At 45.7% G+C, this 14,764-nt stretch carries 15 protein-coding genes; 5 read left to right on the forward strand and 10 right to left on the reverse strand.

Annotation, left to right across the window (positions count from 1 at the left end):
* A partial coding sequence (locus tag A3729_RS18710; RefSeq protein WP_068634178.1) for a serine hydrolase domain-containing protein occupies positions 1-968 on the forward strand: 968 nt, incomplete at its 5' end.
* A gap of 19 nt (positions 969-987) precedes the next feature.
* Here the strand turns inward: A3729_RS18710 and A3729_RS18715 are convergent.
* From A3729_RS18715 to A3729_RS18740, 6 genes are all read right to left on the reverse strand, one after another.
* Positions 988-1,605 (reverse strand): tRNA-(ms[2]io[6]A)-hydroxylase, encoded by a 618-nt coding sequence (locus A3729_RS18715; protein ID WP_231872160.1) that lies wholly within the window; start codon positions 1,603-1,605, stop codon positions 988-990.
* A gap of 5 nt (positions 1,606-1,610) precedes the next feature.
* Positions 1,611-2,147, reverse strand: a complete 537-nt coding sequence (locus tag A3729_RS18720; protein WP_068514824.1) for a DNA-deoxyinosine glycosylase — start codon at positions 2,145-2,147, stop codon at positions 1,611-1,613.
* 20 nt (positions 2,148-2,167) lie between these two features.
* Complete coding sequence (gene purT, locus A3729_RS18725) at positions 2,168-3,349, reverse strand: formate-dependent phosphoribosylglycinamide formyltransferase (RefSeq protein ID WP_068514822.1); 1,182 nt, start codon at positions 3,347-3,349, stop codon at positions 2,168-2,170.
* 34 nt (positions 3,350-3,383) lie between these two features.
* Positions 3,384-3,569, reverse strand: coding sequence for a DUF1289 domain-containing protein (locus tag A3729_RS18730; protein ID WP_197470208.1), 186 nt, complete (start codon positions 3,567-3,569; stop codon positions 3,384-3,386).
* Between the two features lie 86 nt (positions 3,570-3,655).
* Positions 3,656-4,180 carry a gamma carbonic anhydrase family protein gene (locus A3729_RS18735; protein WP_068514819.1) on the reverse strand — a complete coding sequence of 175 codons (525 nt, stop codon included), beginning with the start codon at positions 4,178-4,180 and terminating at the stop codon, positions 3,656-3,658.
* Entirely contained in the window at positions 4,177-4,776 is a 600-nt protein-coding gene (locus tag A3729_RS18740; protein ID WP_231872054.1) for a CoA pyrophosphatase, read from the reverse strand. Before A3729_RS18740 ends, A3729_RS18735 begins: the two co-directional genes overlap by 4 nt.
* A 151-nt stretch (positions 4,777-4,927) precedes the next feature.
* Here A3729_RS18740 and A3729_RS18745 point away from each other — a divergent pair, with 151 nt between their 5' ends.
* Both A3729_RS18745 and gloA read left to right on the forward strand, forming a co-directional pair.
* The gene (locus A3729_RS18745) at positions 4,928-5,500 is read left to right on the forward strand and encodes an NUDIX hydrolase (RefSeq protein ID WP_068512534.1); all 573 of its coding nucleotides are present in this window, start codon (positions 4,928-4,930) and stop codon (positions 5,498-5,500) included.
* A 31-nt stretch (positions 5,501-5,531) separates the two neighbouring features.
* Positions 5,532-5,972 carry a lactoylglutathione lyase gene (gene gloA, locus A3729_RS18750; RefSeq protein WP_068514816.1) on the forward strand — a complete coding sequence of 147 codons (441 nt, stop codon included), beginning with the start codon at positions 5,532-5,534 and terminating at the stop codon, positions 5,970-5,972.
* 5 nt (positions 5,973-5,977) lie between these two features.
* Here the strand turns inward: gloA and A3729_RS18755 are convergent, their stop codons facing one another.
* Positions 5,978-6,763: an ABC transporter substrate-binding protein gene (locus A3729_RS18755; protein ID WP_068512492.1), complete on the reverse strand. Its 786-nt coding sequence runs from the start codon at positions 6,761-6,763 to the stop codon at positions 5,978-5,980.
* Between the two features lie 25 nt (positions 6,764-6,788).
* Entirely contained in the window at positions 6,789-9,116 is a 2,328-nt protein-coding gene (gene ppsA, locus A3729_RS18760) for a phosphoenolpyruvate synthase (RefSeq protein WP_369808144.1), read from the reverse strand.
* Positions 9,117-9,280: 164 nt separating this feature from the next.
* Here ppsA and A3729_RS18765 point away from each other — a divergent pair, with 164 nt between their 5' ends.
* The gene (locus A3729_RS18765; protein ID WP_068507784.1) at positions 9,281-10,099 is read left to right on the forward strand and encodes a pyruvate, water dikinase regulatory protein; all 819 of its coding nucleotides are present in this window, start codon (positions 9,281-9,283) and stop codon (positions 10,097-10,099) included.
* A 46-nt stretch (positions 10,100-10,145) separates the two neighbouring features.
* Here A3729_RS18765 and A3729_RS18770 read toward each other — a convergent pair whose 3' ends face one another.
* The gene (locus A3729_RS18770; protein WP_068512488.1) at positions 10,146-13,079 is read right to left on the reverse strand and encodes an insulinase family protein; all 2,934 of its coding nucleotides are present in this window, start codon (positions 13,077-13,079) and stop codon (positions 10,146-10,148) included.
* 357 nt (positions 13,080-13,436) lie between these two features.
* Between A3729_RS18770 and A3729_RS18775 the strand changes: the two genes are divergently transcribed.
* Positions 13,437-13,997, forward strand: coding sequence for a PEGA domain-containing protein (locus A3729_RS18775; RefSeq protein WP_197475921.1), 561 nt, complete (start codon positions 13,437-13,439; stop codon positions 13,995-13,997).
* Here A3729_RS18775 and A3729_RS18780 read toward each other — a convergent pair.
* Positions 13,941-14,764: PEGA domain-containing protein (locus A3729_RS18780; protein WP_156498018.1), on the reverse strand; the 824-nt coding region annotated here is incomplete at its 5' end. The genes A3729_RS18775 and A3729_RS18780 overlap by 57 nt on opposite strands.

Here is a 14,764-nt window from a genome sequence, read left to right on the forward strand (position 1 = left end):
AGGAGGATACTCTTTGCTGCGTTATGTCCGTTACCAAAGCTATCGCTTCCCTCGCTGTACTCTCACTTGCGGACAGAGGAATCATCGATCTCGACCAGCCTGTCTGCACGTATTGGACAGAGTTTGCTCAGGCGGGAAAAGACAAAATCACAGTACGCTGCGTTTTGGCTCAACTCGCAGGCGTTCCTGTTGCCGATGCAGCGCCTGCCGGTTCCCTCTATCAAAAAGGGGTTGTCGAGCAAGCATTAGAAGTTCAAGCACCACTTTGGCCCGCAGGCTCTACTCCCTGCTACCACTCTTTTACTCATGGCCCTCTGTGCCAGGCTTTGATCAGTAAGTGTACCGGTCAAACCTTAGGGCAATATTTGCAAGAAGAAATATTTGGGCCAAACAATATTGAATTCTACCTAGGCATGAATGAAAGCCAGATTACTCGTTGCGCCGATATCGTCATATCTAATGGTGTTCCTACCTTACAACAAGTCAACGACCCAAACTCTTTACTTGCTAGAGCTTGGAAACCAATCCCGGACCCTCAGCGTATGTTTGAGGACCCTGATTTCCGAACCCACGAGTTCGGGTCTGGCAATGGCCATAGTAACGCTAGAAATATCGCAAAGATTTATAGCCTATTGTCAATGGAAGGAACTATCGATGAACTCAATCGAGACCATCGACTTATCAGCAAAGCGGCCTTGGAAGACGCGATAAAAGAGCAGTGGGATGGTGTTGAAGTCATGACCCACCGCCACTTTCGCTATGGAACGGGCTTTATGTTGAACAACCCGTATTTTAAAACAGGTGACAACCCTAGAAGCTTCGGCCACCCCGGTTTAGGCGGCGCTATTGCTTTTGCTGACCCAGATGCAAAAATCAGCTTTGGCTATTGTGGCAATCGAGTACACCCGATTAATGAAACAGGGCCCTGCGCCAAAGCCTTAATTGATGCTTTGTACAGCTGCATATAGCAACGCCAGCCAACTAAACCTAAGCAGTCACTGGCCCGCTATGAAAACGAAATTCTTCATCTGGCTGCTCGATTAATTCCTGCTCTTTCTCTCTGAAAAAAGCGACTCTCTCGTCGAGCCCTTCTTTGCAATAACCCGAAGCAAGTTTTAGATAGTCTTGATAGTGACGAGACTCCGACTTGAGCAAAGAAATATAAAAGTCCTTTAACTCATCGTCTAGCAAGGGCGCTGTCTTGGCAAAGCGCTCGCAGGAGCGCGCTTCAATAAATGCGCCAATGATCAGTAGATCAATCACACGGTCAGGATCTTGTTTTCGGACAGAATCTCTAAGCCTTGCTGCATAGCGTGATGCCGTCATGTGACCGTATGCCAGTTTACGTTTTTTGATAAATTTCATTACCTGTTCGAAATGCCTGAGCTCTTCACGAGCCAAGCGAGACATCTTCATCAGCAAGTCTGGATTACCCGGATAACGGTGAATCAGGTTAAGCGCTGTCATTGCTGCTTTCTTCTCACAGTGAGCGTGATCCAGCAGCATGATATCCTGATTAGCCAGGGCATTTTCGACCCAAAGGTCAGGGGTTTCACAGCCAAGAAAGCTATATATTTCACTTAAGTCCTGGTTTATCTCACTCACAAACATTACTCACTGATATCTTCATCTAAATTTAAAAATTCTTTCATAGCACACCAAGACGCTAGCTTATCCTCTTTCGACATGGCTGCATTGGCAGGACTGGTCGAAGGTAAGTTCAGGGTTGTATCAGGAGTAACTGAAACGCCGATAAACTTCTTGTACAACTTGGCTGCAGCCTGACCGTTAAACGCAATCAGCTTAATACTCGGGTTCTGTTCAAGCATGCCTTGAATATCATTCGCCTTCATAGTGGACTGGTCGATATTCGAATCCAGACTTCCTGGGCGGTAGCATGAATGAGCGACATCCCAAATCGCGATACCGCAGCGTTTAGCCTCTTCCAGGCGTTGCACATAAGGCAAGGCCAGGTCAAAACTGCATAGTTGCGCCAATATCCACCAGAAGGCATTGCGAGGATGTCCGTAGTATTGCTGCTCTTGCAGGGATTTAACACTGGGCATCGTGCCTAATATTAGAACTGTTGGCTCTTCTCCAAGCACCGGAGGAAAGCCTTTATCGATTACTTTTTGCGTTTCAGCCATTATACTTCACACTAATAACGCTAGAACTTTAATGCCACCGCTGAAGATGCCTTGATCGCCTTCTGCGTTGCCGCCTCAATTGTTTCATCCAAGGCCAGTGCAACCCCCATACGGCGTTGCCCCTTTACTTCGGGCTTGCCGAACAAGCGCAAGTGCACATCAGTATCAGACAAACATTCTTCAAGGTTACCAAAGCAAAGTTGTTTGGACTCCCCCTCAACCAAAATGACCGAGGACGCTGCCGGACCAAGCTGTTTAATCTGGGGAATAGGCAATCCAAGAATAGCCCGCGCATGCAAAGCAAACTCAGAAAGATCTTGCGATACTAAGGTCACTAAGCCTGTATCGTGTGGCCTAGGTGAGACTTCACTAAACAAGACTTCATCGCCTTTTACGAATAACTCAACGCCAAAGATACCATTGCCACCCAGGTTTTCAGTCACTTTATGAGCGATATCCTGAGCCGCTGCCAAGGCCTTTTCGCTCATTGCTTGAGGCTGCCATGACTGTTGATAATCACCATTCTTTTGGACATGGCCAATCGGCGCACAGAAACTTGTCTGACCAGCGTGGCGAACAGTTAATAAGGTTATCTCATAATCAAAGTCGACAAAGCCTTCGATAATGATGGTGCCTGCCCCTGTACGGCCACCTTCTTGTGAATATGCCCAAGCGGCATCAATACCATCCTCAGTCTTCACAGTGCTCTGGCCTTTGCCAGAGGAGCTCATAATCGGTTTCACCACACACGGCAAACCAATCTCCTGAAGCGCTTGTCGATAAGCCTCATAATCGCTGGCAAACTGATAGGGAGAGGTTTTTATGCTCAAATCCTCTGCCGCCAAGCGCCGAATACCTTCGCGATTCATGGTGAGATTAACTGCACGTGCAGAGGGAATAACCTGGTAGCCTTCTTTCTCTAGCGCCACCAATTCAGCGGTCGCAATGGCTTCGATTTCTGGCACAATTAAGTGTGGTTGCTCTTTCTCGACCACCTCTCTAAGCGCTTTTGGGTCAAGCATATCGATCACGTAACTGCGATGTGCGACTTGCATCGCCGGTGCATTGGCATACCTGTCCACAGCAATCACTTCGACACCAAAGCGCTGTAATTCGATAACCACTTCTTTGCCCAGCTCACCAGAGCCGCAAAATAATACCTTTGTTGCCGTAGGCGATAAGGGCGTGCCAATGCTAGTCATTTTGATAAACCTGTTGTCAGTTGTTAGGATAAATCTAGATATAGGATTTCTGTTCGCGCTCTTTAGCGAGCTCTAGTATTTTTTTCTTTTCAGTATTGTCCATGCCCCACCAGCGGGATATTTCGTCACCCGTGCGGTGACAACCCACACAGACATCATTTACATCAAGTGCACAAATACTGACACATGGAGACGGGACTTCATTCATTTCTTCTGGCATACAACTACTCTTCGCTAACGACTATTCGGCAACTACTTTCTAATAAAAACATAAAATGTGAAACGTCGATCTTAACAGGCAAACACTTAGTCCTCCAGAATCAACCCTGATTCATAGCGCTGACCGTTTTGAACATAGTGCGCTGCACTTAGACTGAGCATTTGAATCTCCTGCTCACTTAAAGCACGTTTCACCTTGCCAGGACTACCCAGCACCATCGAGCCATCCGGCACGACCATATTTTCAGGTATCAAGGCGTTCGCGCCAATCAAACAATTCTTACCAATTTTCGCGCCATTCAGTACAACGGCATTAATACCAATCAAGGAATTCTCTCCGATATGGCAACCGTGCAACATGACCTTGTGGCCAATCGTCACATTTTTCTCTATTTGTAAGGGAAAGCCCGGGTCAATATGAAGAACAGAACCGTCTTGAATATTGCTATTTTCACCAATGATAACTTTATCGTTATCCGCACGAATCACCACATTAAACCAGATGCTAGCACCCTCATGGACTTCGATATCGCCAATTAATGATGCGTTTGGCGCAACAAACGCTGCGTCACCAATAAATTTTGGTTTTTTGCTTCCCAAGGAGTAGATCATTTACCTTCACCGTCAAAAATTGTTATGTTCGCATCAAATGCAATATTCATCAGTTCAACAAGCACCACGGCAGACAAGCCCCAAATTTCATAACGCTCGCCCTGATGGTGGTAATCATAGCTTGGCACAGAGAATGCCAGACCTTTGTAGGTCATTCTATCACGACGCACGGGTTCTTCATTTAAAAAGAAACTCACCGGCACTTTGAAAATACTGTCTAGTTCATCTAGATTTGGCTTTAATTCTATCTCTGGCTCCACCAGGCCGACAAAAGGCGAAACACGAATACCGTGCAGGGATATCACCTGACTCAAAGGCCCTAGCAGCTCAACTTGTTCAGGGTGGACGCCAATCTCTTCATGACACTCTCGAAGTGCAGTATTAACAAGTGTTGTATCTTCCTCATCATACTTCCCCCCCGGAAAGGCTACCTGCCCTTTATGTGTATTCATATGTTGCGCCCGGCGCGTGAAAATAATCTGAGGCTCTGGTTCGCGGGTTAAGGGAACTAGAATACCTGCCTCGGGTAACTCTTCGACAATATTTTTTGGCTGATGCTGCTCGATTCGCGCTCTCAGTAAATTAATTATTTGCATTGGGGATTAGAGGTTCCAAAACTTAAGTGGCGAATAAGGAGCTCGTTGACAGATCTAGTAAAAAAGCTCACTCAGATAAAGATCTCAAGTTGTTTACTAAGCCAAACTTTAGCATACTGCCCCCTCAATAAAAATCACTGGTGAGAAACCTATGAAATTCTGCAGTCATTGTGGCGACGATGTTGAGAAAAAGATTCCTGAAGATGATAACCGACAGCGTTACGTCTGCTTAGGCTGTGAACATATCCATTACCAGAACCCGAATATTGTTGCCGGCACCATTCCCACTTGGGGCGATAAGGTATTATTATGCAAGCGCGCCATCGAACCCCGTTTAGGCTATTGGACTCTGCCAGCGGGTTTTATGGAAAACCAGGAAACGACAGAAGAAGCCGCTATGCGTGAGACCTGGGAAGAAGCAGAAGCGAAGGTAAACCTAAAAGGCTTATTTACTATGATCAGCGTCCCGCAGATTGATCAGGTACATATCTTTTTTCTCGCTGAACTAAAACAGGAGAGCTACGCTGCAGGTCAAGAAAGCCTAGAAGTAAAACTCTTCGACGAACAAGATATCCCCTGGGATGAAATCGCTTTCCCAACAGTTAAACGCAGTTTGAAGACGTTTTTCGAAGACCGAAAACGGGGCACTTACGGTGTGCATGTCAGTGATATTTTCCGCGAACCACGTGAGATCCCTGAGCATGTTGCAGATTTACTTGATTAAGACCAGATACTTAAAGGCCGGGAGTTAAAAAATGAAATACCTACATACTATGGTTCGTGTCAAGGACCTAGAAGCCTCTCTGGACTTCTATTGCAATAAACTAGGGCTCGTTGAGATTAGTCGCAAAGACAGCGAGAAAGGCCGATTCACACTAGTATTTCTTGCGGCACCGGACGATGCTGATGAAGCGAGAATTATCAAAGCCCCTTGCCTGGAACTAACATACAATTGGGACACTGAAGACTACACCGGCGGTAGGAATTTCGGGCACCTGGCTTTTTCTGTCGACAATATCTATGAGCTATGTGAAAAACTACAGTCACAAGGATTAACGATCAACCGGCCTCCGAGAGACGGCTACATGGCCTTTATTCGTTCACCCGATGGCATATCAATCGAACTTCTACAAAAGGGCGATAACCTTGCACCTGAAGAGCCTTGGGTATCAATGACGAATACGGGGGAGTGGTAAAGAGTTTAAGGGCTGTAGGTCTTAATAATTTCTTTAACTCTTCCCTGCTGCTTCATCTTTCGCAAGTGATGATTAAATGCAGAGACAATTGCCTGATGATCAGCTAAAGACTTAACAATCGCCATGTGAAGCTCACGCTCAGTATAAGCGGGCTCTACAAATTTAAGCTGTTCGTTAAGCATCTTATTTTTCTGCATCAAGCGACTCAAAATCAAATGATCACCAATGCCGATATCTATCCGCCCCAGTGCCAGCATCTTTAACATGCTTAAGGCGTTTACCATTGGGGTTTTATTCAGCCCTGCAGCATTGTCGAAATTATGACCAAAACTCGCCCCCTTTCTTACTCCTATTTTTAAACCTTTTAGATCATCCAATTTCTGATATGAAATCACTTCGCTCTGATCAGAAATAAAGCTAATTTGATTAACATAGTAAGGGTCGGAATAAAGAAAATTGCTCGCTCTTTGCTCGTTAAACCATAAGCCGATCAATACATCAACCATGCCTTTTTCGGCTTCTGCTAATACTCTTCGCCAAGGCTTAATTGAGACTTCAACGGAGTAGCCTGCACGCTCGAAAGCTTCTATTACAATCTCTGTTGCCAATCCTTTGCGCGGCTGCTGTTCATACAGAAACGGCTCCCAAGGCGGGCCTGCCAAACGCAGAGTTTTCTTAGGCTCCACATTCGAGGCTCCTTCATCATTAAGGCCTTGACCTGCAAACACCCTCATACTGACAAGCAGCAACCCGCCAATCAGTATGAGTGCATTTCGAAGCACTGGTAGCATAAACAACAATACTCTGATCAGGACTTTAGCTGTTATCAGCTAGATAGAACCAGGTATCAAGCACCGAATCGGGATTTAGTGAAATACTATCGATATCCTGCTCCATTAACCAACGCGCTAAGTCAGGATGGTCTGAGGGGCCTTGCCCACAAATACCAACGTATTTGTTTGCTCGCTTGCAAGCGCTAATAGCATTTTCCAGTAGTGCTTTAATCGCCTCGTTACGTTCATCAAACAAGTGAGCAATGATTCCAGAATCTCTATCGATACCGAGTGTTAACTGAGTTAAATCATTGGAACCAATTGAGAAACCATCGAAGTGCTCCAGGAACTGATCTGCCAAAATAGCATTTGCAGGCAGCTCACACATCATAATGACTTTCAGGTCGTTCTCACCACGCTTTAGGCCTTTCTCGGCCAGTAATTCTACCACGTGCTTGGCCTCGCCAACTGTTCTGACAAAAGGCACCATAACTTCAACATTGGTCAGGCCCATTACATCGCGTACACGCTTAAGCGCTTCACATTCTAAATAGAAACAGTCACGGAAGGTTTCAGAAATATAGCGCGATGCACCACGGAAGCCGAGCATCGGGTTTTCTTCGTCTGGTTCATATAATGTGCCACCGATAAGGTTGGCGTATTCGTTAGACTTAAAGTCTGACAAACGAACAATCACACGTTTTGGGTAGAACGCCGCAGCCAGTGTCGAAATACCTTCAACCAGCTTATCGATATAGAAATCAACCGGAGAGGCATATCCACTGATACGCTGCTCGACTGTTTGCTTAAGGTCAGGCGGCAAGGTGTCAAAGTTCAGCAAGGCCTTAGGGTGCACACCAATCATTCGGTTGATAATAAACTCTAGACGAGCCAGACCAACACCTTCATTTGGCAGTGCCCTGAAGTCGAAAGCCCTATCAGGGTTTCCGACATTCATCATAATTTTCAAATCCATATCAGGCATCGAATCGACAGAGTTTTCTTTCAACTCAAAGTCGAGTAAGCCTTCATAGATAAATCCGGTATCACCTTCTGCACAAGAGACGGTTACTTCTTGCCCATCGCGCAATACATCACTGGCATCACCACAACCAACAACAGCAGGAATCCCGAGCTCACGCGCAATAATCGCAGCATGGCAAGTACGGCCACCACGATCTGTCACGATAGCTGAAGCACGCTTCATTACCGGCTCCCAATCCGGATCAGTCATGTCTGTAACGAGTACATCACCGTCCTGAACCTGATCCATGTCAGCAATATCATCAACGACTTTCACTGCGCCACTACCGATCTTGTGACCGATACTGCGCCCTTCTACGACAACGGTTCCGGTCTCTTTCATTAAGTAGCGTTCTAGAATAGCAGTACTAGAACGACTCTTAACCGTTTCAGGGCGCGCCTGAACAATATACAACTCACCGTCATCACCATCTTTTGCCCACTCGATATCCATCGGGCGATCATAGTGTTTCTCGATAATCAGCGCTTGCTTGGTCAGCTCATTGAGCTCTTCATCACTCAGTGAGAACTGTTTGCGCTGTGCCATATCAACCTTGACGGTTTCAACCAGTGAGTCACTATCATCCTGGCTATAGACCATCTTGATCGCTTTGCTACCCAAGTTACGCTTGAGAATTGCTGGGCGACCAGCTTCATAAGTGGGCTTATGTACATAAAATTCGTCTGGGTTCACTGCACCCTGCACGACAGTTTCACCCAAGCCATATGAGGAAGTGATAAACACCACATCTCTAAAGCCGGATTCGGTATCGAGGGTAAACATAACACCGGAGCTCGCCGTCTCACTGCGCACCATCTTTTGAATACCAGCGGACAATGCGACTTCACTATGCTCAAACTCATGGTGAACACGATAAGAGATCGCTCTATCGTTATAAAGCGAAGCAAAAACTTCTTTAACCAGAGCTTTAACTTGTTCGATTCCGGTAACATTCAAGAAGGTTTCTTGCTGACCAGCAAAAGAAGCCTCAGGCAAATCTTCGGCAGTGGCGGAAGAACGAACTGCAACGGCCAAGTTTTGATTTCCGTCTTGTAGCTTTTTGAAAGCATCTTCAAGCGCCCTATTGAGAGCCTCTTGAAACGGAGCCTCCATCACCCAGCCACGAATTTTGGCACCACTTTCTGCCAAGGCTGTAACGTCTTTTACATCGAGTGAAGCAAGCTCTGCATTGATACGCTCACTTAAGCCGTTCTCTGATAGAAAGTCCCAATATGCCTGAGCCGTTGTAGCAAAACCGCCCGGCACCCTTACCCCTACAGAAGATAGATGACTGATCATCTCGCCGAGTGAAGCATTCTTTCCCCCCACTCGATCAACATCGTTCATACCCAGTTCATCAAACCAAATAATGTAGTCCTGCAAGGCTTATTCTCCTGTACATTAGCGAAATACTGATAATTATGCGCTTTACCTAACGCGAGCAGGTGTGAATTGTAACACTTTATGCTAACTTATTTGAATCAATCCTCGGCTTCAAAATAAGGTTTTTTATGGGTAATCAGCGTACTGCTTTTTTCATTTCAGACGGCACAGGTATCACCTCAGAAGCGTTAGGCGTCAGTTTATTAACACGATTTGAAGAGCATGAATTCGAGAAAGTCACGCTTCCTTACGTTGATAGCATTGAAAAAGCCCTCGAAACGGTCGAGAAAATTAATGCTGCGGCGGAGTTAAATGGCGCGAAAGCTATTATTTTCGACACCATCGTTGATGATGGCATCAGAAAGATCATCAAAAAGAGTAATAGCTTGATGATTGATATTTTCGCCGCTTTTCTAGGGCCGCTGGAACAAGAGCTCGGCGTTCGCTCTTCTTATCAGGTAGGTAGAACACGCATTACTAAAAATACCCGCTATGACCAAAGAATAGAGGCTATTAACTACGCACTCGACAATGACGACGGTGCTCGCACCAAACTCTATGACCAAGCGGATGTGATATTGACCGGCGTATCGCGCAGTGGCAAAACCCCTACTTGTCTCTATCTTGCAATGCAGTACGGCATTAAGGCGGCCAACTATCCAATTACCGAAGAAGATATCGAAGACCAAAAGCTGCCCGCCTCTTTACGCCCCCATAGAAACAAGATTTTTGGCCTGACTATTGAGCCTGACAGGCTTGCCGCCATTCGCCATGAACGACGCGCTAACTCGCGTTACTCTTCAGCAAAGCAATGTAATTATGAAGTTGAAGAGGTTGAGCTAATGTATCGCAGAGAAAGGATTCCCTTTTTGAATACGACACATTACTCGGTTGAAGAAATTGCTACCCGCATCATGGTGCAATCGGGTATTGAGCGACGCTGCTAGCCATAACGCTAGCAGTACCTGTTTAGCACTTTTCTGCTTTTAGCGTTTAGAGTTCTTTAATCTCTAAACCCAGTCCTTCAAGCGCATCTCGCTGACTTTGCTGGCTAATCACCGCAACACTCGCTAAGTCTGGCTGCAGGTAAGTCTTGGCAACACGCTGCAGATCATCAATTGTGACCGACAAAACTTTCGCCCTAAATGCTTCGCGATGCTCCTGGGTTCGACCAAACAACAAGTTATGGTAATCACCCTTTGCTTCACCAGCTGGCGATCTTGGTTTATCTATTTGCGATACAACTCCCAAAATAGCCTGCTCTAACTCTTCTCCATCATGCTCCTCGATATGCAGCCATTCTAATGAAGCGTCGAAGTCATCAAGTGTTTCACTTAGACGAGGATCACGATAAGAGAAAAACCTGAAGGATGCCGAACCTGAGTCCTGCCCTGCACCACCGCCATAGGCACCACCTTGCTCTCTGATCGTCCTATGTAAATAGCCATTTCTTAAAAAGCCTCCCAATACAGACAAGGCTGGTGCATCATCATGACCGACAGCGACAGTAGGATAAGCCTTGGCACAGAAGTTGACTTGCGTGGACGTTAGCCAAGCTTCTTTTACGGTTTCACGTCTCTCTGTTAAAGAAAAATGACTATTCGCAGCAGGTTCAAAGTCTTTATAGGACTGATGAATAAAGCCTGCAATTTCATCAGAGACTTCCGACTCCGAGACCAGTAAGAACTGACGAGGCTGTGCTAAAACTGCCTTATGAATACTTTCCAAACCTTCAGCCAAGCTGGATAAGGCTTTACTATCGATATCGCCACTTTCAGTTGATAGCGATTCATCTAAAGCCTTCAAGGCTTTAATGCCTTGCATTCCCCCTAGCTGATAAGCGAGGTACGAGCCAGGGCTCATTCTGCTAGAGGCAACTCCCATCGCCAAGGCATGACCGCTACTGGTTACACCTTGCTCACGACGCGCTCGCATCTGAGCCACCAGTTCGCGAAGACGTTCATGCTCATCGAAACGAACGTTGTCGAGCGTTTCCTTAAGCATCTCTGTCAAAGCGACGTAGTTTCGACTAAGCGCCTTCCCTGAAAATACCAATACTCCTTTGATATCTTGAACGTCGTCAATTTCGCCCTTAACGGAGCTGTACGCTCCCAGGCCACCAGTTAAAGCAGACTGCTTATTCTGCATTTCCAGGTAACTGCTCTCGCCCGCACCTAGAGCGGTAACCACGGCAGTATAAATCGGCAAGAGTGCTTGCAAGTCTTCGCTAAGCTCAGGCATATCAATAATAATCTGCTGATAGACCAAGCCATTTGTGCCTTGGTGGTAACAAGTAATATTATCCGAAACTTTGGCTGGTTCGCCTTTGGGGAAGTGTAAATGCAGGGGCACGTCTGGAATGCCAACCTTAGGCAAGATCGATTCATCATCTTTCATGATCTGACGCTGCTTCAAGGCTTCCGCCTGATCTATGACCTTTTGCTTCTCTTCCTCGTTCAGATTCTGCTTAATTTCAGCTAGTTGCTTCGTTAGCAGAGCTGTTCTGACCTCATCGTAAGAAGTATCCGGACGAAGAGATAAAGTGACTCGGTGTGAGTTATCCAATAAGTGCTTTTTCACCAAAGATTTGAAATATTCAGGGTCTTTAACGCGCTCTCTTAACTTTTCAATCACCGGCTCAAGGTCTAGCAATGCGACCGGGTCGCCACCGTGCAACATCGAAGGCAATGCGCCGAGTATCAACTGCAAACCGTAAGGGTAACTGTCTCCCGCAATTTCTCGCTGACTTAACTCAAGCTGATGCAATACCGCATCCAAACGTTCTTTAGCAACACCTTCTTGGGCAACTTTCTCTAACACAGCGAAGATTTCTGCTTCTAGCTCTTCCTCTTTACCCGGTTCACTTCCCTCTAAACCACACGCAAAAGCCATTTCTCGGTTAGAGTCTTCCAAACCACACAAGGGTGATGGCGCATGCCCTAGCTTTGAAGCCTCTAATGCTCGCTGCAATGGTGCAGCACTGTTCTCAAACAACACATCAGCCAATAGATGTGCTTCGAGGTTTTGTTCCAAATCAAAGCTGTAACCTAACAACCATGAGACAACAATGTGCGTCTTATGTTCGGTCGGCTCATCTTTTTCAACGGGGTAATTTTCCTGAATCCGAATCGGTGCACAATAGCGTTGCTCATCGTTGATTCTGATTCGGTGATCTTCTTTAGAGAATCTGGATAAAGCGTAACCCTGAAAGTGACAATGGTGCTCATAAGCTGGAATATCGCCAAAGGTCAGAAACACAGCATTACTTGGATGATAGTGCTTTTTGTAAAAGCCTTTTAAGTCATCATAACTTAAACCGGTGATATGCTCAGGATCTCCACCACTATTAAAGTGATAGGTAGTAGTCGGATACAAATGGCGCGTTAATGTCTGCCATAGTTGACTAACCGGTGAGCTCATCGCTCCCTTCATTTCATTATAAACAACACCCTTGTAACTCAGATCGCTATTGGCATCATCTGCTTTTTCAAACTCAAGTCGATGCCCCTCTTGTAGAAAATCCATCTCGTCGAGTCGAGAGAAGAAAACTGCATCGAGATACACTTCGAGAAGATTATTAAAATCTTTCTTGTTTTTACTTGCAAAAGGGTAAGCCGTCCAGTCACTACTGGTAAAGGCATTCATAAAAGTATTTAAGGATCGGCGGATCATCATAAAGAAGGGGTCACGAACCGGATATTTCTCGCTACCACACAGTGCCGTATGCTCAAGAATATGTGCGACGCCAGAGTTGTCAGTCGGAACTGTTTTTAGACCTACCAAAAATACGTTTTCGGTATTAGTGGTCGCAAAATGCAGGTGCCTGGCACCCGTCCCCAAGTGCTCATACTCTTCGGCTGTCACATGCAAAGCATCAATGCTTTGAGAGCGGATCAGTTTGAAATCTTTATGCTGCATGTTAGCCATATATCGTTAATACCTTATATTAATACTACTGAATGATTATACTTTTAGGACAATAACCCAAACGCTCTATTGAGCACTCAACTGCACTTTTACAAGCAGAAAGCAGTTTAGCCCAGAATCGAATATTCTGTGACTTATCTTACATTTACATCTTATTTCTAAGCATTTTTTTCTATTTGAGTCTACACTCTAGACATAACGTAAGCGATGCGCCTTCAATACTCAAGCAACGATTAATCCAGAGTACATATTTTACACGTTAGTAAACGGAAATGTGGCGGAGCAACTCAGCTCCTATTTCTTAAGGGTAGTATATAAATGGTCGATCTTAGACCTCTTCTTTTTATAAATTTCTTAATGATTTTGCTGTTAATCATTGCGGGCACAGGGCCGGCAAATAATGAAGCAGACATTGTAAAAGCTAAAACTTCTATCGAATCCGAGCCTGACGTACCGGTAAGTGCGGGCACACCGGCTCCTCAAGAAACAACAAAAGAAGCTGAATATATTGAGCTTAGTGAAATGAGCAAACAAGTGCTTGACTCGCTAAAAAGAACTGAAGACCTTGCGTTTTCTGAAGAAGCAATTTTCGCAGATGAAGTTGAAGCTCCGGCCCCTACCCCGCCCATAAGAGAAGTTATTATCTCTGAAACGAAGAAGCCCGAAGTAATCACCTACAAAAACACAGAACAGCCCGAGCCCAAACCTGTCATTACCGGCACTTTGATTGTGCGCTCAAACGTTACCGACGATACCGTATTGGTAAACGGTAAACCTTATGGCCCAACTAAACTGGAAATGCAGCTAACACCTGGTAATTACAACATCGAAGTTGCTAAAGAAGGTTATCAGAGCTGGTTATCAAGCGTTGATATACGACGCNNNNGCANNAAACACTTCGCCTTCTGCTGTGGTTAGCGTTGCCTTGCCAAATGGCTTTCCATCTTTAAATGTGCCGGTGATCTTACTTCCATTAGGGTTTAGGATCTCTCCCTTACCGTGATAGAGGCCATCAATAAATTGTCCGACATACTTTTTACCGTTCGCATAGGTTTCGACACCCTTGCCGTGGAACATACCGTTAGAGAATGAACCTTCGTAGTGTCCGCCATCCGGGTAGGTTAGGGAACCGTTACCGTGGAATAAATTGTCTGAGAAGCCGCCAACATATAGTAGGCCCCCCTTGGTTGTAAGAGAGCCTTGCCCATTGAGCACGCCATCAATCCAGAAACCTGTATAGATGTCACCGGTAGCTTTGGTTAGGGTTCCTTCACCATTAAACTCATTTTCATCAAGCTCACCAATGTAGGTATCGCCGTCTGTGGTGGTGAGGGTGCCGCGGCCTTGCATATTGCCTTCAAACCACTCTCCCTGGTATTTCATTCCGTTGGCATATCGGACAGAGCCGATGCCATGAAAGTTGCCATTAACGAAGGAGCCGTTGTATTCAAAGCTGCCTTCTTGAATGTAGCTTCCTTCGCCTGTCTTGATATCGTTTGCCCACATACCATTTTGGTAATCAACTTTAGTAAATTGCTGAAGCTGAGCTTTTAGTGTTTTGGTGCTTCCGCGTCGTATATCAACGCTTGATAACCAGCTCTGATAACCTTCTTTAGCAACTTCGATGTTGTAATTACCAGGTGTTAGCTGCATTTCCAGTTTAGTTGGGCCATAAGGTTTACCGT

The sequence above is a fragment of the Oleiphilus sp. HI0043 genome, from assembly GCF_001634935.1.